Consider the following 22009-nt stretch of genomic DNA (forward strand, 5'->3'; position numbering starts at 1 on the left):
CTCTGTTCTGCTGCCCCTGCTACCCGGCCTGCGGCTACTTACGGGGCGCGCGGTAGTCGCTGGGGCGCCGGCCAAACCGCTCGGCGTACAGGTTGCTGAAGTACTTGGCCGAGGCAAAGCCCACCGCCTCGGCCACCGCCGCCACCGTGCCGAAGTCGCCGGCTTCGAGCAGCTGACGGGCTTGGTGCAGGCGCTGCTCGCGCAGCCAGGCCGCCGGCGTAAGGCCGGCCCACTCGCCCAGCCGGCGGTAGAGCGTCCGCTCGCTCACGTTCAGCAAGAGGGCCAGCTCAGGCGGGCCAAACTGCTCCGCCGACAAGTGCCCCACCACCTGCGCCTGCCACTGCGCCAGCTGCTCGCCCGCGCCAGCCGGCGGGGCCGGAGCTTCGGTGGCAGCGGCCCCGGTTGATGCGCCTGTTGCGGCGGGCAGCGCTGCGGGAGTATCGGCAGCGGGGGGAATGGCAATCTCATCCGGCCCCTCCTGGGGCAAGGCGGCAAACTGGCGGCGCACAGCGTGGCGGAGCAGCAGCGTCTGCACGCGGGCCAGCAGTTCGGCCGGAGCGAAGGGCTTGGTCAGGTAGTCGTCCACGCCCACGGTGAGGGCGTCCAGGCGGTGAACTGCATCGGCGCGGGCCGTGAGCATGAGCACCGGCAGGCCGGCCCGGGCGGGGTCAGTCTTGAGGCGGGTCAGCAGCTCGGTGCCGCTCAGGCGCGGCATCATGGCGTCGGTGGTAATCAGGTCCACAGGTGCTTCGCGGCTGAGCAGCTCCAACGCCTCCTGCCCATCGGCGGCGGTGAGTACCTCGTAGGCTGGGCTTAACAGTTCGCTCAGGTAGGCGCGCAAATCGGGCTCATCCTCCACTACCAGCACGCGGGGCCGGGATGTATGAAGCAGGAGGGCAGAGGCAGGAGCTGGCAGGTTGTCGATTGCAGGCGTGGGAGGCACCGGCTGGGAAGTCAGTCCGGCACCCACTTCGCCTGGGGTCACTCTTCTCTCTTCAGTATTTACTACCACCTCTTCCCTCCTGCTGCCTGCTTCCGTGGCCGGGAAGCGCAACGTGAAGGTGGCCCCCTGCCCCGGGGTGCTGGTTAGCGTGAGCGTGCCGCCCAGCAGCTCGGCCAGCTCCCGACTCAGGGCCAGGCCCAGGCCGGTACCGCCCTGCGCCTGCTTCTGCGGACTTTGATAGAACCGCTCGAATACCCGCTCGTGCTCGGCCGCCGCAATGCCGGGCCCGGTGTCGCGCACGGTCAGGGCGTAGTAGCCATCGGGGGCGGGCAAGGCGGCCTCCACCGCTACTGTTCCGCCAAGGGGCGTGTGGTTCAAGGCATTACTGAGCAGGTTAGTCAGAATCTGCTCCACCTTGTCGGCATCCAGCAGCAGGTGCAGCCCCTCGGGCAGGGGTTCGGCTCCGTGCAGGGCTAGGCCGCGGGCAGCAGCCAGGGGCGCAAACTGGCCCACCACCCGGCGCAGCAGCGGCGCTACGGCCGTAGGCGTGGCCTGCAGGGTGAGGCGGCCGGCCTGCAGCTTGGTCAAATCCAGAATGCGGTCAATCAGCTCGCTCAGGCGGCGGGCCTGCCGGTGGGCCAGCGCCACGGGCGCGCGCACGGCGACCGGCAGCTTCTGGTTGGGGTTGTCGAGCAGAGTTTCGAGTGGGGCCAGCACCAGCGTGAGCGGGGTGCGTAGCTCATGGCTGGCATTGGCAAAGAACTGGTTTTTGGCTACGTCCAGTTCGCCCAGGCGCTCGGCCTGGGCCTGCAGCTGGCCCGTTTGGGCCGCCAGCCGCCCGTTGAGGCGGCGGGTGGTGCGCAACGCCAGCCAGATGGCCAGTGCCAGCAACGCCAGCAGCGCAGCGCCGACGCCGGCCAAGCGTACCAGGCGCGTCTGCTGCCCCTCGCGCTCGGTGAGGTTGGCAATCTGGGCGGCCTGCTCGCGGGTGCGGAACCGGCCTTCCGTCGCGGCCAGGGCCGCAAACTGCTGAGCCTGGCGCAGCGTGTCGGTGAGGTCCTGGGTGCGGCGGGCATAGTAATAGGCGCTGTCGTAGCGGCCGGCCTGGGCATGCGTCTGGGCAAGTAGCTCGGTGACCTGGCTCAGAGGCAACAAGCTGCCCGACTGCTGGTAGCGTTGCTGCAGCGGCCGCAGCAACGCCAGGGCGGGAGCTGGCTCGCGCATGGCCAGGGCAAAGCCCGCCAGGTCTTGGCGGGGCTTGCCCTGGGGGGCGGAGCCGGGGTTTTGGGTGAGCAGTGCCACGGCTTCGGCTAGCAGGCGGCGGGCACGATCAGGGCGGGCGCGGTGCTGCTGCCAGGCGGTCAGGCCCAGCGTCAGGGCCCGCGCCTCGGCGTAGGGAAGGTCGCGGCCCGGCCAGCCGGCCATTGTTGTGTCGGCCGAAGCCCCGTAGGGCAGCCAGGCGCGGGCGCGGCCCAGCCAGGGGCCGCCGCCGCGGGCGCTCCGGCTTGCAGCGCCACTTGCGCGGGCACCAGGTTCAGGCGCGTGAGCAGCAGGGCGATGTTGGGGTAGGTGCGCAGCTCAGCGGGCAGCAAGGACATTTGCAGCAGGGAGTCAGCCTCGGCGGCCAGGGTGCTGGCGTAGGCGGCCGGCCGGCGGCTGTGGCCCTCCAGCAGCAGAGGCAGGTAGTAGCTCACCAGCACATCGGCCAGGGCCCCGCCGGCCGGGCCCTGGTTGGCAGGCTGCTGCCCGTAGCGGCGGTAGGTAGCTATGGCCTGCTCGTAGGCTTGCTCGGCCTGGGGGTAGAGGCCCTGGGCGGCGTAGGTTTCGCCCAGCAGGCACTGGGTCCAGCCAATACCGCTCAGGTTGCCCTGCTGCCGGAAAAGGTTCCGGGCCCGCCCGTAGTAGTGCAGGGCCAGGGGCAGGCGGCCCAGGGCGCGGCAGGCCGAGCCGGCATTGGCCAGAATGCCGGGCAGCGGGGCCCCTTCGGGCCAGCGCGAGCCGGCGGTTGGGGCAGTAGCGGGGGCGGGCCCCACGGTGCTGTCGAGGCCCGCAGCCCGAAACTGCCGGGCTGCCTGCTGGTAATAGTAGAGCGTGCTATCGTAGCTGCCCCGGGCGTAGTGCAGCCCGGCTAGGTCGTCGGCCAGCTTTATTACCACGACCGGCTGTTGCTGCCCTTGCCGGGCGCTGACCAGCTTCCAGGCCCGCCCCAGGTAGTGGGCGGCCGAGTCGGGGCGGTGCCCTGTCCGGAAAGCCTGCGCCCGGCGCACGTAGACCAGCAGCCGGCCCAGCGAGTCGGTGGGCCGATGGGCGTGGTCGATTCGCTGGCGGGCCACGTCGGCCGCCCCTCTAGCAGCCTGAGGCGGTAACAACGGCGTCAGGGCGTGAGGCAGCGGACGCCCGCCAGTTTGGGCCGGACCGGGCACCGGGACGGCCAGCAGCAGGCCCGCTAGCCAGAACTGGCCCCAGGCCCGGCCAGCTTGGCGGCAACAGGCAAGAAACAGGCAGCAGAGCAGCAGCAAATGATCAGAAGAGAGATGAAAGAAAGCGGGGGCACCGCGCGCCTGGCCTACGGTAGCCCAGCGCGGATGCCCAGGCAGCCTAGCTCAAAGCCGATGGCGTCGATTATCGGTATAAAGGTCGGCAGCCGGCCGGCTAGGCAGGGGGCAAATGCCTGCCAAACTTCCGCCGCTGTGCCATTTGGCAGAAATTTGCCCTGGCTGTTGGCCCGGCCGGCCAACAAAAAGCCGTCACTCCAGACTGGGGCGGCGGTATAGTCAAGGAGCGTCTATTAAGCTATCGGCTCAATACCGGTGTTCAGGGTAACAACTTTCATGGATTGAGCTATACTAACACAGCAGTTTACAACAGCCTGGCAAGGTCCTAAGACAATCCAGGCAGACCTGCACCCAGGTAGAAGCTTTGGTTAATTTTAAAAATATATTTACCCCACATAGGTAGAAGTGATTATCAATTTAGGACTATCTCCTACCTTAATAGGTAGAAGTTAGTCCTAATATTTAGCATCCTTCTACCTAACACAACCGTTGGGAATAAGACACCTGTTCTGTTGCTATGTCTCATTTACCTGCTTCTCTGCTCAATAGCCTTACGGCTGCCGTGCGGGCCCATTTCGGCTTTTCAACGCGCCAGCTGGCCCGGTATATGAACGTGTCCATCGGATTCGTATCGCACCTGGAAGCCGGGCGCAAGGGGCTGCCCCCGGCGCTGGCTCCGCGCCTGCTGCTGCTAAGCCACCTGCTGCCCCCTCCCCTGGGCCAGGGTCCGACGGAGGCACCCGAGCCGCTGCTCTACGACCCCTACCGGCCACTACCGCTCCCCGAGGTACTTGGGAGCGAGCAACCCGAAGCCCCGGTGCCCGCACCCGAGCTGCTAGGCCGCCGCCTGCGCGACTGCCAGTTGCGGTTGCTCACGTATGGGCAGCAACTTGCGCGGGTACAGGCTAGTGCCAACGCCCTGGCCCGGCGGCGCCGCGGCATAGCGCAATTGCAAGCAGCCGCTCCGCCCACCGAACCCATGGAAGCGGCCCACTATGCCCGCTGGCTGGGCGAGTTGGCTACCGATCTGGCCCAGGCCGACCCCGACCCGGCTGGGGCCGCCGCTGCGCGCCATTTGCTGGCGGCCCGTGTAGCCGGGCTGCGGGCCGAGGTGGCTGCACTGGCAGCCTTATTGCCTGCCGACTAGCGGTGCAGGTACCCAAATTGGAGCAGGCCCTTGCCGAAGCTACTGCCCATCGGGCTGCGCTTGCTGCGTAAGCCTTCTTGTTTTATATACCTATTGCAACAGCAAACGGCCCGTTTTCTCTGAAGGAAACGGGCCGTTTGAGTTCTGTTTGTATACCTTCTTTAGCGACTGGCAGCCAGGGCCTCGGCACCACCCACGATTTCGAGAATCTCGGTGGTAATAGCGGCCTGACGGGTACGGTTGTAGGTGAGCTTGAGTGACTTTAGCAGCTCGCCGGCGTTGTCGGTTGCCTTGTCCATAGCCGTCATGCGGGCGCCGTGCTCGGAGGCGTTGCTTTCCAGCACGGCCTTGTAGAGCTGCACCTTCAGGGACTGTGGAATCAGGGTCTGCACAATTTCCTCCTTCGAGGGCTCGAAGATGTAGTCTACGTTCGAGGTGGCTGTGGCAGCGGCAATGGGCTCGGCGGGAACCAGAGGCAGCAGCTGCTCGGCGCGCACGATCTGCGTGGCTACGTTGCGAAACTCGTTGTACACCATCACTACCTCGTCGAACTGGCCGGTGCGGAAACCTTCCATAGCGGCCTCAGCAGCTTCGCGCACGGTATCAAACGACAGCTTGCCGAACACGTGCTGATAGTTGCCCAGCAACGGACCGCGCTTAGCGAAATAGTCGTGGGCCTTCTTACCGATGGCCATGAAGGTTACGGTGCCGACGGTAGCTTGGGCAGCATACCGCTCGCGCAGCAGCTGATTCACGCCTTTGAAGATGTTGCTGTTGAAGGCACCAGCCAAGCCCCGGTCGGAGGTAATGGCAATGACCAGCACGCGGCGCACCTCGCGCTGTACGGCGTACTCGCTCACTACCTCGCCACCCGTGAGGCCGGTAAGGTTGCTCAGAATGCTGTTGAGCCGCTGAGCGTAAGGGCGCATGCGCAGGATGTTGTCCTGAGCCCGCCGCAGCTTGGCCGCCGCCACCATTTTCATGGCTTTGGTGATTTGCTGCGTGCTCTGCACCGATACGATGCGGTTCCGAACTTCTTTTAAGCTAGCCATTCGTTGGGAATTAGTAATTAGTAATTAAGAATTAAGAATTGCCGCCGGGCGAAGGCCGGCCGGATGGCAACGCTCAATTCTTAATTACTAATTCTTAATTGTTAATTACTTAGTGGCGTACACCGCCGACAGGTCTTTGGCTACCTGACGGATGGCGTTGGTGATGGTGTCATCCAGCTTGCCGGCTTTCAGGGACTTCAGTACGTCGGGGTGACGCGTGTTCATCACCTGCACGAACTCCTTCTCGAACTCACGCACCTTGTTTACGGGCACCTGGTCGAGCAGACCGTTGGTTGCGGCGTAAATCACGGCCACCTGATCTTCTACCTTCTGGGGCGAGAACTGGGGCTGCTTCAGGATTTCGAGGTTGCGACGGCCACGCTCAATGGTGAGCTTGGTCGAGGCATCGAGGTCGGAGCCGAACTTGGCGAAGGCTTCCAGCTCGCGGAACTGAGCCTGGTCAAGCTTCAGCGTACCCGCCACTTTCTTCATCGACTTGATCTGGGCGTTACCACCCACGCGCGATACCGAAATACCTACGTTGATAGCCGGCCGGATACCCGAGTTGAACAGGTTGGTTTCGAGGAAGATCTGCCCATCCGTAATCGAAATTACGTTGGTTGGGATGTAAGCCGAAACGTCACCTGCCTGGGTTTCGATTAGCGGCAGAGCCGTGAGCGAACCGCCGCCTTTCACGAGGTGCTTGATGCTCTCGGGCAGGTCGTTCATATCGCGGGCAATTACGTCGGAAGCGTTGATCTTCGCGGCGCGCTCCAATAGGCGGCTGTGCAGGTAAAACACGTCACCCGGATAAGCTTCGCGTCCGGGAGGACGGCGTAGCAGCAGCGACACCTCGCGGTAGGCCACCGCCTGCTTCGACAAATCGTCGTACACCACGAGGGCCGGACGGCCGGTGTCGCGGAAGAACTCACCGATGGCGGCGCCGGTGAAGGGCGCAAAGAACTGCATAGGAGCCGGATCCGAAGCCGAAGCCGAAACCACTACCGTGTAGTCCATGGCACCACCGCGCTGCAGGGAGTTTACTACCTGAGCTACGGTGGAAGCTTTCTGCCCTACGGCTACGTAGATGCAGAAAACAGGCTCCCCGCGCTCGAAGAACTCGCGCTGGTTCAGGATGGTGTCAATAGCTACCGCCGACTTACCCGTCTGACGGTCGCCGATGATCAGCTCGCGCTGACCGCGCCCAATTGGAATCATGGCGTCAATAGCCTTGATACCCGTTTGCATGGGCTCGGTTACCGGCTGGCGGTAGATTACACCGGGAGCCTTACGCTCCAGGGGCATGTCGTAGGTTTCGCCCTGGATGGGGCCGCGGCCGTCAATGGGCTGGCCCAGCGTGTTCACCACGCGGCCGACAATACCCTCGCCAACGTTGATAGAGGCAATTTTATTGGTGCGGCGCACCGTAGCGCCTTCCCGGATTTCGCTGTAGTCGCCGAGCATTACGGCACCTACGTTGTCTTCTTCCAGGTTGAGCACCAGGGCCTGCAGGCCATTTTCAAATTCGAGCAATTCCCCCGACTGGGCATTGCCCAGGCCGTAGATGCGGGCTACACCGTCGCCAACCTGCAGTACCGTACCAACCTCTTCGAGCTCGGCGGCGGTTTTGAAGTTGGACAGCTGCTCCCGCAGAATGGCGGATACTTCATCCGGACGTACTTCTGCCATGGTGGATTATAGTTGGGATTGGTAGGGGTTCTTCGAGAATTCGCTGCGCAGCTTGCGCAGGCGGTGACGTACCGAGTCGTCAATCTGCTGGTCGCCCACGCGCAGCACAAAGCCGCCGATGAGTGAGGCATCTACCTTCTCGGTGAGGGTGACCTGCTGGAGGCCGGTTTGCTCGCGCACCAGCTGTACTACCTGTAGGCGCGTGGGCGCATCCAGTGGGGTAGCCGTGGTTACTTCGGCCGTTTGTACGCCGCGCAGCTGGTTGAACTGGGTCCGAAACTCGGAGCCAATGAATTCCAGTGCGCTTTCGCGGTTTTTCTGGGTGACGATGGTGAAGAACTTCTCCGTGAGGTCCGACACCTTGCCCCCGAACACCGCGCGCAGGATGGCGAGCTTTTTATCGTGGTTCACGATGGGGTTGCGCAGCAGCAGGCGCAGGTCGCGGTTCTCGTCCAGCGTCTTGCTGAACAAGTCCATATCCTCTTTCACCTGTGCCAGCGTCCCGCGCTCCTCAGCCAGATCCAGCAGGGACTTGGCGTAGCGGGAAGCAACTCGTTGTTCAGACATTGATTTTAGTATTGAGTAGTTGGTAGTGAGTATTGAGACAGGTGTTATTCGGCTGACCGAACCTCACTACTCAATACTTAATACTCACTACTAATTCAATTTTACTTCCTTCAGGTACGAGTCCACGAGCTGCTGCTGAGCGGGCTGGTCGGCCAGCTCGCGGCGCAGGATGCGCTCTGCAATATCGATGGACAGCTTGGCAGCGGTGTTTTTCACCTCGGCCAGAGCGGCATTTTTCTCGTTCTGAATGGCTTCGCGGGCCTGCACAATCATGCGGTTGCCTTCTTCAGTAGCCTTGGTTTTGGCCTGCTCAATGAGCTGGTTGGATACCGTGGTGGCTTCCTTCAGAATACGGTCGCGCTCCATGCGGGCTTCGGCCAGCAGCTTTTCGTTGCCGGCTTTCAGCTCCTGCATTTCCAGCTTGGCCTGGTCGGCCATGCGCAGCGCGCCTTCGATGGAGCTTTCCCGCTCGCGCAGCGAGCTGAGGATGGGCTTCCAGGCGAACTTGGTGAGCAGGAAGAGAAGAATCAGGAAAATGACCAGCTGCCAGAACAGCAGGCCAATACTAGGGTTGGTAAGCATCAGGGCTCAGCTAAATCGGTGAATAATGAAGGCAGACGACTGGGCGCGGGGCCCAGGCTTCATCTGACCACTTCAACCCAAAGAAACCGCAAACCCGATGCACCGGCCGGGCTACAGACGAGCCCAGCCGGCGAATCGGGTCTGGCAGATTCTCTACTGAAGCTTCAGGGCAATCAGCAGGCAGACTACTACTGCGAACAGAGCAGCACCTTCCACCAGAGCAGCTACGATCAGCATAGCCGTCTGGATTTTGCCGGAGGCCTCCGGCTGACGGCCGATGGCTTCCATGGCCGAGCCACCGATGCGGCCGATACCCAGACCAGCACCCAGAATAGCCAGACCGGCACCGATACCGGCACCCATTACAGCCAGACCAACAGCATTAACAACCTGCAGCAACAGAGAGAGCAGCATAAGACAAAGAGTTTGAGGAATGTGTGAAGAAAAAACGCAGAAAAAAAGGGGGAATTTGGAGCTTAGTGCGCGTGGCCACCCGCAACGGGCAGCGGTGCGTCGGCATCGTCACCGCCGATGCCGTAGTCGTGGTCGTGGTGCTCTTCCACGGCTCCACCGATGTACATGGCCGTGAGCAGTGTGAAGATGTAGGCCTGCAGAATGGCTACCAGCAGCTCCAGCACGTTGATAAACAGGCCAAAGGCAATTGACAGCGGCGCAATACCAATGGTGTTGAAAATGAAGATCAGGGCAATGAAGCTCAGGATGATGATGTGACCGGCCGTAACGTTGGCAAACAGTCGAACCATCAGAGAGAAAGGCTTCGAAATCACGCCGATGAGCTCCACCGGAATCATAATCGGACGCAGCCACAGCGGAACACCGGGCGTCCAGAAAATGTGCGACCAGTAGTACTTATTGGAGCTGAATGTGGTGATGAGCAGGGTGAGGAAGGCGAACAGGAACGTCACGGCCAGGTTGCCGGTGAGGTTGGCCGCGCCGGGCAGCAAGCCCAGCAGGTTGTTGAACCAGATAAAGAAGAAGATGGTGAGCAGGTACGGCAGGTACCGCTCGTACTTCGGGCCAATGGCTTTCTTGGCTACTTCGTCGCGCACAAAGATGATGATGGGCTCGAAGAAGGACTGCACACCCTTGGGCGCGTGGCCGTGGTTTTTGCGGTAGCCGCCGGCCACTGTGAAGAATACCGCAATCAGCAGCACCACACTCAGCAGCAGCGAAGCTACGTTCTTGGTGATGGACAGGTCATAGACCTTGCTGCCATCTACGGCTTCGAGGGTTTCGTGCTCCAGCTTGAGACCTTCGTGCACGGTACCCTCGGGGTAGAGGTGGTGCGAGGAGAAAACCGACAGACCTTTGCCGGGCTGGTAAGCCATAACGGGCAAAGGCAGGGTGAAATGAGGACCTTCACCTTCTTCACCGAAGAAATGCCACTCGTGGGAGTCGCCTACGTGGTGCAGGATCAGCTCGCCGGCGTTGAAGGCCTCCTCTTCTTTGTTGGCCTCATGGACGGAAGCCGTTTGCTCTTGAGCAAAAACAGGGAAAGAAAGAACACAGAAGAGGGCTATCAGTAAGCGCTTCATTCAGAAGACCTTAGGGTGGGGCGGAGCGGGGACCTAAACGGCAGGTTCACCCGGTTTTGAAAACGGGCGCAAGTTAGTCAGAACGCTCCAGACTTCAAACCCTGTAAAGATAAAATACCCAAGAAAGAAGGCCCCCAGGAACGTGTAGGTACCCCATCCTTCGTGCGCACCCCCTCTATATAGGTATACCAGCACGATGCCGATGCTCAAAAACATGCGCAGCACCATGGAGCCGAAGTAGGCAGCCATGAAGTTCTCGGGGTTGGCTTTCACCATCCGGGCCGTCGTCCAGTAGATGATGCCCGTGAGCAAGGCAAAATAGCCCAGAATGTAGCCGGCCAGCGGATGCACCGCTGCTTCGCCGTAGCGGGCGTTTAGCAGGTACAGGCTCCCGTATAAGAGCAAGCCCAACAGTAGCAAGTTGCGAAGAAAGCGAAGCAAGGCCTATAGCGGAGAATGATGGGCCGGCAAAGGTAAGGGTTAATACTGTGGGTTAATGTGCTGCGCTTCGCTAATGTGGAGAATGTGGTTAAATGTGCTAATATGGAGAATGTGCTGATGCGAGACACATTCTCCATATTAGCACATTCAACCACATTAGCGAAGCGCAGCACATTAACTCTTCTCCGATACTGCCCGAATAACCTGATATAGGGCAACGAAGATGCCCAGCAAGCTTAGGCCCACTGTAGCCCAGGGGCTGCTGTTGTAGCGCCCGTCGAGCCACACGCCCAGCCAGGTGCTTAGGCCGATGATGGCCAGCATCTGCATACCGGCGCCGGCAAACTTGCCAAAGGTGCTACCGGTTGAGCGGGAATCCTGCGGCGTGGGTGACTCAGACATAGCAAACCAAGGAAAAGTGACGGACAGCCGAAAGTACGGATTTTGGGCGGCGGAGGCATGCCTGCCGGTTTCATCCAAAGTGGGTCGGGAAAAAGCGTACTTTTACCCAATGTGCGACGTTGTAGCCCGGAGCAGGTAGACGACTGAACAAATCCGGTCGTTTGGCCCGTTACTGCTTTATTGCTTCGGCATCCGATTATTCTGCTGTTTTGACCCGAACTCTGCTTTCCCGTCTTCTTTTCTGGCCGCTGGTGGCGTTGGTGCTGGCCGCTGGCCTGGCTGGTTGCGCCTCCGAGCGGGGCCCTGTTGGCCGTGCTTACCAGAACGTTGTGGCCCGCGACAATGCCTACTTCCTGGCGCGGGAAAAGATGCGCACCGTTGAGGCCGACCTCGACAAAGGCCGCCTCAACGACTACAACCGCGTGCTGCCCCTCTTCCCTACCATCGACTCGCTGACGGCCGTGAAGCTGGCCGGGGATATGGAGGACATTATCAAGAAGACTTCGATTCCTATTCAATATCACCCCGGCTCCGACTGGACCGACGACAGCTACATCTTGGTGGGCAAGGCGCGCTACTACAAGCGTGAGCTGGAAGACGCCGTGAAGACCTTCAAGTATGTTAACACCACTAGCAAAGACCCGCACGCCCGCCACGAAGCCCTGATCTGGCTGATGCGCACGTTTCTGGTGCTGAAAGAGTACGAAAGCGCCTCGGCCGTCTCCGATATTCTGGACAAGGAACAGGGCACCGAGCGAAACGCCCGCGCCCTGTTCATGACCCGCGCCGAGTACCACCTGCGGACCGACAACCCTATGCTGGCTATTGAGAACCTGGAGAAGGCACTGCCCTACATCACGCCCAAAAATGAACAGTCGCGCACGCGCTACGTGCTAGCCCAGCTTTACCAGGAGCAGGGCGACGATAAGAAGGCCTACGCCCAGCTCAATCAGATTCTGAAGCGCAACCCTCCCTACGAGCTGGACTTTTACAGCAAGCTGATGCTGGGCCAGGTATCGGACCTTAATCAAAATGACCGCGCCCGGCTGGATAAGTATTTTGCCAAGCTCCTGAAGGATACCAAAAACAAGGAGTACGGCGACAAGATCTACTACGAAATGGCCCGGCTGGAATACCGCCAGCAGCGCTACCCCGAGGCCCTGAAGCTGCTGGAAAAATCGGCCCGCGTCGGGGGCGGCAACCAGGCCCAGAAGTCGTACACCTATTTACTGGCCGGCCGCATCAACTACGAAAACCTGCAGAAATACCGCGCCGCCGCTGCCTACTACGATAGCACGGTGCAGAACCTGTCGCGCGAGTCGCCACAGTACGCGGCCATAGCGGAGCGGAGCACCATTCTGCAGGACTTCGCCAAGCAGCTGACTATTGTGGAAACGCAGGACAGCCTACAGGCCCTGGCCCGGTTGGATACGGCCGCGCTTCGGGTGCGCCTTACGGCCTACGCTGAGGCCGAGCTGGCCGCCAAAGCCGCCGAGGAAAAGCGCCTGGCTGCCCAGCGCGAGCGGGACGACCGGCGCCAGACGGGCACCGGCATAAGCAACGTACGCTCCGGCAACCCCGACATCGACCCGTTTGCTTTCGCCAACTCCAATACGGGCGCCCAATGGTACTTCGACAACCCAACCTCGCTCAGCACGGCGCGCTCGGAGTTTGTGCGCCGCTGGGGCGACCGGCCGTTGCAGGACAACTGGCGCGTAACCAGCGTAGCCAGCGCCTCTCCGGCAGCGGCCCGCGGGGGTAACGTCCCGGTTTCGCTGGCCGGTAACGACGCTACTCAGGTAAATGCCGAAAGCGCCGCCGCGGCAGCCCTCAGCCCAGCCCAGCAGGTTGCCACGCTGGTAGCCCAGTACCGGCAGAGCATTCCGCTGAGCTCCGAGCAGCTGGAGGCATCCAACCAACTGACGGAAGAAGCACTATTTTCGTTGGGCGGCATCTACGGACAGCAGCTGCGGGAGCCTGCCCGCGCCGCCGAAACCTACGAAAAGCTGTTGGCGCGCTTCCCGGGCGGCAAGCACACGCCGGAAGTGTACTACAGCCTGTTTCTGCAGTACCAAGCCGCCGGTGATGCCAAGGCCGAGCAGTACGCCCAGCGCCTGCGGCAGGAGTACCCCACTTCCTCCTATGCCCGGCTGGTGGCCGACCCCGAGTTTCTGCGGCGCATGTCGGTGGCCAACGCGGGCGTGAGCGTGCAGCTGGATTCGGCGTTTGCCTTGTATAAAAAGCAGGAGTTCAAGAAAACGGCCAAGGTGCTGGAGCGCACCCGCAAGCTTTATCCCGAAAGTGACTACAACGACCGAATAGCTTACCTGGGCGTGCTGCTGGCCTTACGCACCCAGTCACCGGCTACCACCAAGGCGCAAGTGGCGAAGTTCGTCAAGGACTACCCCAACAGCGCCCTGAATACCGACGCCCAAACCTTGCTGGCCACCTTCGACCGGTACGAGCAAGGCAGCCTGCCCGGGGCCCTGGCCTCCACCGAAAAGCCCCGCGTATCGTACTTCCGCCCCGGCGAGGTAGACAACCGCATGCGCATTTTTTACGGTGCCAATGAGTCGCCGGTAGTGGTACCCAAGCCCGCGGCCCCGGCTGCAGCATCTACCGCGCCGGCTGCTGCTGCCCAAACGACGCCTGCTCCGGCTCCGGATAAAAATCCGGCCGCTGCCTCGCCCACAGTAGCCACGCCGGCCGAGCCCGCTCCTACCGTACCGGCCCCCGCTACCGCCACACCCGGCGGCCCCGATCTGGCTCCTGCTGCTCCGGCCGCGCCCTACGCCACCAATCTGAGCGCCAACCACGCGGTGGTGCTGGTAGTAGCCAAAGACGCCCCCCTGCTGGCGACGCTGCCCGCTCAGCTGGCCACCTACCACGGCCGCTACTTCCGGGCCAGCAACCTGCAGGTGCAGCAGCAACCCCTCGGCGACTCGCTGGTGGCGGTGGTGGTGCAGTCGTTGGCCGGGGCCAAAGTAGCGCAGAGCTATGCCCTGAAGCTGCGCGGCCCGCAGAGTCCGCTGGGCCGGCTGCGGGGTGTGGGTTACCAAACCCTGGTTGTAGGTATTGAGAACCTGCCGGTGCTGCTCCAACGCCAGAACGTGGCCGAATACGAGCAGTTCTACCAGCAAGCATATCGTCCGTAACTTTGCGGGCGCGCTACCTCATTCGCTGAGCCGGCTTTCCGGCCAGTTGCGCTGGTTGACTTACTTCTTTATCCAATGGCATATTCTGCTGCCCGAAAACCGTCGGGCTTGCGCAAGCCGGCCCGCTCCGGGCGTTTCGCGGCCTTTATTCGTACGCTGTGGACGCTGTTCGGTATTGGCCTGCTGGCGTTTCTGTTTTACATCTGGGCCGTCAGCGCCAACTTCCTGAATTTGTTTGGGCGGATGCCCAACCTGAAAACGCTTGAAAACCCTAAGAGCGAACTGGCCTCGGAGGTATATTCTTCCGACAATGTACTGATGGGCAAGTACTTTCGCGAGAACCGCACCCCGGTGGAGTACGAAGACCTGCCCCAGCACCTAGTGGATGCGCTGATTGCCACCGAGGACGCCCGCTTTGAGGAGCACTCCGGCATCGACCCCAAGGCCACCGGCCGGGTAGCGGCGGGCCTGCTTACGGGCGGCAGTGGTGGTGGCGGCTCTACGCTCACCCAGCAGCTGGCCAAAGTGCTGTTCCACACCCGCGAGGACCTGAGCGACGGGGGCCTGAACGACGTGCCGGGCGTGCGGATGCTCATCACCAAAACCAAGGAGTGGATTCTGGCCATCCGGCTGGAACGCAGCTACACCAAGCGCGAAATCATGCGCATGTACCTGAATGTGACGGACTATGGCTCCAACGCTTTCGGCATCAGCACAGCGGCCAAAACGTTTTTCGGCAAGAAGCCCAAGGAGCTGACGCGCCCCGAGGCAGCCACCCTGGTGGGCGTGCTGAACGCGCCCAGCCGCTTCAGCCCCAAGTTCAACCCGCAGCGCAGCAAGATGCGCCGCAACTGGGTGCTCCGCCAGATGCACAAGTATGGCTACATGGATGCCCAGGCCCTGCAGGCCGACACCGTGAAGCCGATTGTGCTGCGCTACAACGTGGAAAATCAGAACGAAGGCATTGCGCCCTACTTCCGGGTGGAGGTAAGCAAGATGCTGCGCGACTGGGCCCGGGAAACCGACCACGACCTGTACGCCGACGGCCTGAAAATCTACACCACGATTGACTCGCGGATGCAGAAGTACGCCGAAACTGCCATTGCCGACCACATGAAGCTGCAGCAGCGGTGGTTTGACACGCACTGGAAAGGCCAGCTCCCCTGGCGCGACGAGAACGGCAAAGTCATTCCCGGCTTCCTGAACACGGCCATCAAGCGCACCGAACGGTACAAGTCCCTGGCCATCCGTTACGAAGGCCAGCCCGATTCCATCAAGTACTACCTCAACAAGAAGTACAAGATGAAGGTGTTTACCTGGCAGGGCGAAAAGGAAGTGACCATGTCGCCGCTCGATTCGCTGGCGTACTACAAGCGCTTCCTGCACGCGGGCTTTATGGCTATGAACCCGCTCAACGGGCAAATCAAGGCCTGGGTAGGCGGCACCAACTACAAGTACTTCAAGTACGACCACGTAAAGCAGGGTAAGCGCCAGCCCGGCTCCACGTTCAAGCCCTTCGTGTACACCGCCGCCATTGACCAGGGCTACTCCCCGTGCTACCAGCGCCCCGACGTAGCTACCACGTTTCCGGCCGTGGCCGGCCGGCCGCCTTACACGCCCCGCAACTTTGAGGGCAGCTTCTCGGGCCGCACCTTCACGATGCGGCAGGCGCTGGCCCGCTCCATGAACTCCATCACGGCCTGGCTGGTGCAAAAGCTGGGGCCCGAAACCGTGGTAGCCTACGCCAAGCGCCTCGGTATCACCTCCCCCATCGAAGCCGTACCAGCCGTAGGCTTCGGCTCCTCTGATGTGAGCATCTACGAGCTGACCGGCGCCTACGGCACGTTTGCCAACCACGGCGTGTGGACGGCCCCGATGATGGTGATGCGCATTGAGGACAAGAACGGCAACGTGCTGCGCGAATTCGTGCCCCAGACCAAGGAGGCGCTCAGCGAGGAAACGGCTTACCTGATGACCTACATGATGCGGGGCGCGGTGGAGGAGAAAGGCGGCACGTCCATTATCCTGCGCGGCGGCTTCAACTTCCCGTACCAGATAGCGGCTAAAACCGGCACTACGTCCAACTACTCCGACGCCTGGTTCATGGGCCTCACCCCCGACCTGGTATGTGGTATGTGGGTGGGCGGCGAAGACCGAAGCATTCACTTCCGCACGGGGGCCTACGGGCAGGGTTCCCGCCTGGCGCTGCCTATCTATGGCATCTTCATGAAGCAGGTGTACAAGAACAACAAGGAAATCGGCATCAGCACCAAGGACTTCCCGATACCTCAGCAGCCGCTCAGCATCGAAATCGACTGCTCCCGCTACTACGGCGGCCAGCGCGACACGATTCCCTACGAGCAGAAACTCAACCAGGTAGACCTCGGAGACCTGGACGACGAAGACATCTAGGACCACAGACCCGCGCTGATTTCAGCGGATTTTGGCAAATTGCCTTTGCGAGGCCGGGACTTCCCGGCCTCGCTTTTTGTTGTAGCATTCCGGAATTACGGCCGGTTCTGAACCTGCCCCTTACTGGGTTACGTACCCTTTTTACCTACTGCGTACGGTGGCTGATTCCTCCCGAAAGCTTGTCGTACCATTGCCAAATTTGTGTTTCTATGGCTGCCAACCCTGAGCTGCAAGACCAAATCCGCCAGCTTCCTCACCGCCCCGGCGTCTACAAGTACTTCGGTGAGGAGGACACGATTATCTACGTGGGCAAGGCCATTGACCTGCGCAAGCGGGTGAGCAGCTACTTCACCAAGCAGGACCACAACAAGAAAACCCAGCAACTGGTGAAGAACATCCGCCGCATCGAGTTTACCATCGTGGACTCCGAGTCGGATGCCTTTCTGCTCGAAAACAACCTCATCAAGCAGCATCAGCCCAAGTACAACATCCTGCTCAAGGATGGCAAGACGTATCCGTACCTGCTGCTTACCAACGAGCGGTTTCCGCGCCTGATTCCGACCCGTAACAAGGTACCCGGCCAGGGCCGCTACTACGGGCCTTATGCCAACGTGACGGGCATGAACCTGCTGCTGGAGCTGATCCGGGCCCTATATCCGCTGCGCACCTGCACCTACAACCTGTCGCCGCAGAACATTGAAGCCGGCAAGTTCAAGGTGTGCTTGGAGTACCACCTGGGCAACTGTAAGGGCCCCTGCGAAGGACTTCAGGACGAGGAAACCTACAACCAGTACATCCAGCAGATCAAGCAAATCCTGAACGGCGACCTGCGCCTGCCCAAGCAGTACTTCCGCGAGAAGATGACGCTGGCCGCCCAGGAGCAGCAGTATGAGCTGGCCCACCAGTTCAAGCAGAAGCTCGACCGGCTCGACGAGTTTCAGTCGAAAAGCACTATTGTCAATCCGGCCTTGTCCAACATCGACGTTTTCAGCATTGCGGCCAATGAGAAGTCGGCGTTTATCAACTACCTCAAGGTGATGAATGGCAGCATTATCCTCACCCAGTCGCTCGAAGTGCAGAAGAAGCTGGACGAGCCCGATGGGGAAATCCTGGCCTCGCTGATTATGCAGATGCGTGAGGAGTTTGAAAGCGAGTCAAAGGAAATCCTGACCAACGTGCCGATTCCCAGCCTGCCCCTGCCCGGCGTCAGCATCGCACAGCCCCAGATTGGCGACAAGCGCAAGCTCATGGAGTTGAGCATCAAGAACGTGCTCTACCTGCGTAAGGAAAAGGAAAGCATGAACGACCGAAGCAAGGATCTGAACGAGGTGCGCATCATGGAAACCATGAAGAAGGATTTGCGCCTTACCGAGCTTCCCAAGCACATCGAATGCTTCGACAACTCCAACTTCCAGGGCGATAATCCGGTGGCAGCTATGGTGTGTTTCCGCAACGCCAAGCCCAGCAAAAAGGACTACCGCCACTTCCATATCAAAACTGTGGTAGGCCCCAACGACTTCGACTCGATGTACGAAATAGTGACGCGCCGCTACCGTCGCTTGCTCGATGAAGGGACTAGTCTGCCGCAATTGGTGATTGTAGACGGTGGCAAAGGGCAACTGAGTATGGGCGTCAAAGCCCTAAAAGACCTGGGCCTGTGGGGCCAGATTCCTATCATCGGCATTGCCAAGCGGCTGGAGGAAATCTACGTCCCGAACGACCCGCTGCCGCTCTATATCGACAAGAAAAGCGAAACGCTACGCCTGATTCAGCGGATGCGCGACGAAGCCCACCGGTTCGGCATCACCTTCCACCGCTCCCGCCGCGACGCCGCCACGCTCAAAACCGAGCTTACCGACGTCAAAGGCCTCGGGCCCGTTACGGCTGATAAGCTGCTCACCAAATTCAAGTCAGTGAAGAAAATCAAGGAGCTGTCAGAAGCTGAGCTGATAACCGAAGTAGGCAAAGCCAAAGCCCGCATTCTGCTTGATTACTTCAGTCAGCCTGACGCTACGGCTTGACCGTTACAGCTGCTTTGTCAGCTTGGGATATGACTTAAAACAAAAAGCCCCGGACAGCTGTCCGGGGCTTTTTAGTGGTATAGCCAACTATAATTAGTCTGCTATTAAAAGGACCACAGGTTGTACTCGTACTCGATGAGGTCGGTAGCAGCTTGCTGCGAGGCCAGAATGCCTTCCCGCTCCCCACCATACACGTCGGAAAGACGCGCGTTGTTGGGGTTGGATACCTTCACGATGTAGGAGTTAAACAGCCAGAGCTCAAATGCGTCAGCCAGGTTTTTGTGCTGGGCATCGTTTTGCGGGTTAAACCAGATGGCTTTGTCCGGATTGTTGCGGAACATGCGCACCAGGTCGCTGTACTTGAAGGTACCGATGGCAACGTCATAAGGCTTCTCATTGCCGGGAGCACCAGCGGGCACGAACAGCGTCAGCGTTTTGATGTCATGATACATTCTTGACCGTTTCTTGTCAAAAATCATATCCTCCTTCAGTTCGATCTGATACAGGTCTTTTGCCCGGTAAGCGTTGCTTGGGGGAACAACCGGCTTGGGAGGCGTTGCAGCCCGGGCGTTACGCCCGTTGCGGCTGTTGCGGGCAGCAGGCGCCGGAGTGTCCCAGCTGTCGCCAGCATCCAGGCCGGCAGCGCGCTCTTCGTCGCTCAATGAAACGCTGGTCTGATCGGTGTAGGAACTGTTGGCAGCCAGCTTCCTCACGGGTCAGCGTGCGGGCCAGCGAATCATCCTTGTATGCCTGCAGCTCACCACGCCGAACCGCATCCAGAATAACCTGGCTTATTTCCCGCCCCGATGAGAACATCGGCTTGTTTTGCTTTTCGCGCAGGTCAATCATACGCCAGATCGTCTTCCGGAACATAATGTCCGAGTTAGGAATCGGGCGGTACGAGCCGTTGCTGCTCGCGGTAGTGGCTTGTTCCTGAGCCGATGCTGCTACCGACAGCGTCAGGCTGGCCGCCAGAGCGGCGAAGGAAAGGAATTTGTTCATACCGGAGTAAGTGAAAAAGCTGTTAGTACAAAGACAATGCTAACAACGCTTACAGCAAGGGAATATTGAAGCTCTTGGCAACATTAACATTCTCAGTGTTATCCTGGAAGTTTTTGCGCTGTACTTCTTTTACTTCAATGTAGAGACGGTCACCCGACTGAGCGGCGTTTACTACGTCCGTCAGGTTGGCGTCAGGACCACTGATGGTACGCGTGCCCATGGCCGGACGACGACCACGCACCAGCGTCACTTCGTAGCGGGATACCCGGTACCGGGCATCTTCGGGCAGGAACGTAGCAAAGCCGGCATCCGGCACTGCGCGCATATTCATGTTCCGAACGGCTACAATGGGCGTTCCTTGTTTTTCGTTGGCTTCACGGCCGCCTACAAAACACTTGATGTCGGGCTTAGGAATGGGGCGTACCTGGAACGTCTGCGAACCAATGGCATTGCCACCGCTGCTTACGCTGAGCGTTACCTCACGGGCGTTAGGTACCAGGGTCACGTCACCCGTTTTCGAGCCGGGAATTACTGAAGCACCCGAAGCAGAGAAACCAGGCTTATACTGGGCACCCAAAGCAGGAACCGATACATTCAGCTTGTTGCCGCACTTAAAGTACAGCGCCTGCACCGAAGCCGACTGGATCTGCATCACGGGTTTGGTGACGGTATAAGGTACCGTTACGTTGAAGGTCGTATCACGGCCATTCTGGTTGAAACGGATGGTGCCTTTCCAAGAGGCTTTAGCGCTACCAGAAGCATCGAAGTTGCCGGGGCGAGCCGTGAATTCTACCTTGCCTTTTCCATCAGGGCTAACCTGCAGAGGCGAACCATTCAACGTCATACTTGGGCGCAAAGACGAAGCCGAAGCCGTCAGGAACAACTCTGCTTTGTACTTGGTACCGGCAGCTACCGTGTTTGACTCAGCGCTGGCAAAAGCCCCAACTTTATCGAAAACGATAGTTTGTGCACCTACTTTCTGACCCAGCTGGCTCAGAGCGTCGGCCTCATACTTCAGCACTTCGGTTTCCTTTTGGGAAAGAACCGCCAAAGCGGCTACTACTGGTGTATTCTCGAAGTTGAGCTCGGCGAAGTCCTTATTTTTCTGGTCTTTTTCCGTTACCGCTTTGTCGTCTTTTGCATCCAGAGCAAGCGGGCCGGCAGTTGGCACGAACTGCTTGATGTAGGTAGAGTAGTCATTCAGCACAGTTTTCAGGGGATAAGCCGCGCCATCTTTCTTGCCACCCAGCATCGTCATGGCGACTTTATCTTCGCCACTCATGTTCATCTCAGCTTTGCCTTTCTCCTGAGTAGCTGCCAGCAGCTTCTCCCGGATATCACGCAGATATGCTACCATTTTAGCCGTCCGGTCGCGCACTTCCTGCCCTTGCTTCAGGATGGCAAGGTCACGGGCCTGATTGCGGTTTTTGGCTACTGCTGCCTCGATGCCTTTCACGGCACCCTGGTTAGCTTGCGTAGTTTTATCGTTTACTCCGATCAGGCTATCATCCAAAAACTTGAATTTGAGCAGAATCGCAGAGTTTACTTGTAGCGCCAGAAGGGCAGTCAGTACCAGGTACATCATGCCTATCATCTTCTGCCGCGGTGTCTCTTTAGCACCCGCCATCGTTTCTTTCTATTCTTATCTGTGAAACTGACACTAACCTCCTGCTAGCCTTCCGGCTTAGCTGGTAGCCCGCATGGCGTTCAGCATGTTGCCGTACACGCGGTTGAGCGAGGTCAGGTTGGACGTCAGGCTCGTTACTTCCTGCTTGAACTGCTCGGTTTCTTTGCCGGCTTCGGTCAGGTTCTCCATAGCCTGGCTCAGCGTACCGTAGAACTTGTTCATGGACTTGAGGTGCGTGTTGGCATCCTGCAGTTCCATTTCGTACACCGCATTCAGCGCGCCCAGGTTCTTGGTTACGTTCTGCACCTGCAGGTGATACTCCTTGGCATCCGAGGTAGCATTCGACATAGCCGAAATAGCATCTACCGTATTCGAGTAAGCCACGTTGATGCGCTCCAGCGACTGAGCAGCGGTGCGCACTTTAGCCGTGTATTCGTCCGTTACGTTGGTAGCCTCACCCAGCGAAGAAAGCTGCTGCGTGGTAGTGCTCAAGCGGTTCAGGCCGGCACCCAGCGAGGAAATAGCTTCGGGCGTTACGTTGGCGTCTTTCAGCATATCGTCCAGCTTGCGGGTCAGGCCTTTGCTGTTCGATTCCGCCGCAAAGCTAGCGTTGCCGGTAGAGGGGTCATAGCCTTCGCTCAACTCCGGGTATACCAGCGACCAGTCGGGGTCTTTATGCTGGGGCTGGAAAGCGCTAAGGGCAAAGATGAGGGCTTCCGTGCCCAAACCCACGATGAGCATTACGTCAGCGTAATCCCAGTGCTGAATTTTAAACAATGCGCCTACGATTACTACTGCTGCACCCAGACCGTAGATCTTCGGCATTAATACGTCATACAGGAAACTGCCGCCTTTTTG

Annotated in this window: 18 protein-coding genes; 4 read left to right on the forward strand and 14 right to left on the reverse strand. The window is 59.9% G+C overall.

Annotated elements, in window-relative coordinates:
- Positions 1 to 34: 34 nt before the first annotated feature.
- Together LRS06_RS08430 and LRS06_RS08435 are read right to left on the reverse strand one after the other, a co-directional pair.
- A complete protein-coding gene (locus tag LRS06_RS08430; protein ID WP_257871083.1) occupies positions 35 to 2368 on the reverse strand; it encodes an ATP-binding protein in 2334 nt (777 codons plus the stop codon).
- Positions 2317 to 3462 carry a tetratricopeptide repeat protein gene (locus tag LRS06_RS08435; protein WP_257871084.1) on the reverse strand — a complete coding sequence of 382 codons (1146 nt, stop codon included), beginning with the start codon at positions 3460 to 3462 and terminating at the stop codon, positions 2317 to 2319. The genes LRS06_RS08430 and LRS06_RS08435 overlap by 52 nt, the downstream gene beginning before the upstream one ends.
- A gap of 553 nt (positions 3463 to 4015) precedes the next feature.
- Between LRS06_RS08435 and LRS06_RS08440 the strand changes: the two genes are divergently transcribed.
- Positions 4016 to 4645 carry a hypothetical protein gene (locus LRS06_RS08440; protein WP_257871085.1) on the forward strand — a complete coding sequence of 210 codons (630 nt, stop codon included), beginning with the start codon at positions 4016 to 4018 and terminating at the stop codon, positions 4643 to 4645.
- 161 nt (positions 4646 to 4806) lie between these two features.
- Here the strand turns inward: LRS06_RS08440 and atpG are convergent, their stop codons facing one another.
- The 8 genes from atpG to LRS06_RS08480 form a co-directional block, all read right to left on the reverse strand.
- On the reverse strand, positions 4807 to 5697 hold the full coding sequence (atpG, locus tag LRS06_RS08445; RefSeq protein ID WP_257871086.1) for an ATP synthase F1 subunit gamma: 891 nt from the start codon (positions 5695 to 5697) through the stop codon (positions 4807 to 4809).
- A gap of 105 nt (positions 5698 to 5802) precedes the next feature.
- Positions 5803 to 7386, reverse strand: coding sequence for a F0F1 ATP synthase subunit alpha (gene atpA / locus LRS06_RS08450; protein WP_257871087.1), 1584 nt, complete (start codon positions 7384 to 7386; stop codon positions 5803 to 5805).
- 6 nt (positions 7387 to 7392) lie between these two features.
- On the reverse strand, positions 7393 to 7953 hold the full coding sequence (gene atpH, locus LRS06_RS08455) for an ATP synthase F1 subunit delta (RefSeq protein WP_257871088.1): 561 nt from the start codon (positions 7951 to 7953) through the stop codon (positions 7393 to 7395).
- A 90-nt stretch (positions 7954 to 8043) separates the two neighbouring features.
- A complete protein-coding gene (locus tag LRS06_RS08460) occupies positions 8044 to 8535 on the reverse strand; it encodes a F0F1 ATP synthase subunit B (RefSeq protein ID WP_196954239.1) in 492 nt (163 codons plus the stop codon).
- 153 nt (positions 8536 to 8688) lie between these two features.
- Positions 8689 to 8949 (reverse strand): ATP synthase F0 subunit C, encoded by a 261-nt coding sequence (gene atpE / locus LRS06_RS08465; protein ID WP_044511419.1) that lies wholly within the window; start codon positions 8947 to 8949, stop codon positions 8689 to 8691.
- A gap of 62 nt (positions 8950 to 9011) precedes the next feature.
- Positions 9012 to 10091 carry a F0F1 ATP synthase subunit A gene (atpB, locus tag LRS06_RS08470; RefSeq protein ID WP_257871089.1) on the reverse strand — a complete coding sequence of 360 codons (1080 nt, stop codon included), beginning with the start codon at positions 10089 to 10091 and terminating at the stop codon, positions 9012 to 9014.
- Between the two features lie 33 nt (positions 10092 to 10124).
- On the reverse strand, positions 10125 to 10502 hold the full coding sequence (locus tag LRS06_RS08475) for a hypothetical protein (protein ID WP_257871090.1): 378 nt from the start codon (positions 10500 to 10502) through the stop codon (positions 10125 to 10127).
- A 204-nt stretch (positions 10503 to 10706) separates the two neighbouring features.
- Positions 10707 to 10934, reverse strand: coding sequence for an AtpZ/AtpI family protein (locus tag LRS06_RS08480; RefSeq protein WP_257871091.1), 228 nt, complete (start codon positions 10932 to 10934; stop codon positions 10707 to 10709).
- Positions 10935 to 11143: 209 nt separating this feature from the next.
- Between LRS06_RS08480 and LRS06_RS08485 the strand changes: the two genes are divergently transcribed.
- The 3 genes from LRS06_RS08485 (at position 11144) to uvrC (ending at position 18522) form a co-directional block, all read left to right on the forward strand.
- Positions 11144 to 14089, forward strand: coding sequence for a tetratricopeptide repeat protein (locus tag LRS06_RS08485; RefSeq protein WP_257871092.1), 2946 nt, complete (start codon positions 11144 to 11146; stop codon positions 14087 to 14089).
- A gap of 75 nt (positions 14090 to 14164) precedes the next feature.
- Entirely contained in the window at positions 14165 to 16501 is a 2337-nt protein-coding gene (locus tag LRS06_RS08490) for a penicillin-binding protein 1A (RefSeq protein ID WP_257871093.1), read from the forward strand.
- A 209-nt stretch (positions 16502 to 16710) separates the two neighbouring features.
- On the forward strand, positions 16711 to 18522 hold the full coding sequence (gene uvrC / locus LRS06_RS08495) for an excinuclease ABC subunit UvrC (RefSeq protein ID WP_257871094.1): 1812 nt from the start codon (positions 16711 to 16713) through the stop codon (positions 18520 to 18522).
- A gap of 104 nt (positions 18523 to 18626) precedes the next feature.
- Here the strand turns inward: uvrC and gldN are convergent, their stop codons facing one another.
- The 4 genes from gldN to gldL form a co-directional block, all read right to left on the reverse strand.
- Positions 18627 to 19001 carry a gliding motility protein GldN gene (gldN, locus tag LRS06_RS08500; protein WP_257871095.1) on the reverse strand — a complete coding sequence of 125 codons (375 nt, stop codon included), beginning with the start codon at positions 18999 to 19001 and terminating at the stop codon, positions 18627 to 18629.
- Positions 19002 to 19092: 91 nt separating this feature from the next.
- Positions 19093 to 19524 (reverse strand): hypothetical protein, encoded by a 432-nt coding sequence (locus LRS06_RS08505; protein ID WP_257871096.1) that lies wholly within the window; start codon positions 19522 to 19524, stop codon positions 19093 to 19095.
- A gap of 49 nt (positions 19525 to 19573) precedes the next feature.
- Positions 19574 to 21151, reverse strand: coding sequence for a gliding motility protein GldM (gene gldM / locus LRS06_RS08510; RefSeq protein WP_257871097.1), 1578 nt, complete (start codon positions 21149 to 21151; stop codon positions 19574 to 19576).
- A gap of 57 nt (positions 21152 to 21208) precedes the next feature.
- On the reverse strand, positions 21209 to 21976 hold the full coding sequence (gldL, locus tag LRS06_RS08515; RefSeq protein ID WP_257871098.1) for a gliding motility protein GldL: 768 nt from the start codon (positions 21974 to 21976) through the stop codon (positions 21209 to 21211).
- Positions 21977 to 22009 lie beyond the last annotated feature (33 nt).

This window comes from Hymenobacter sp. J193 (assembly GCF_024700075.1).
GTDB lineage: Bacteria > Bacteroidota > Bacteroidia > Cytophagales > Hymenobacteraceae > Hymenobacter.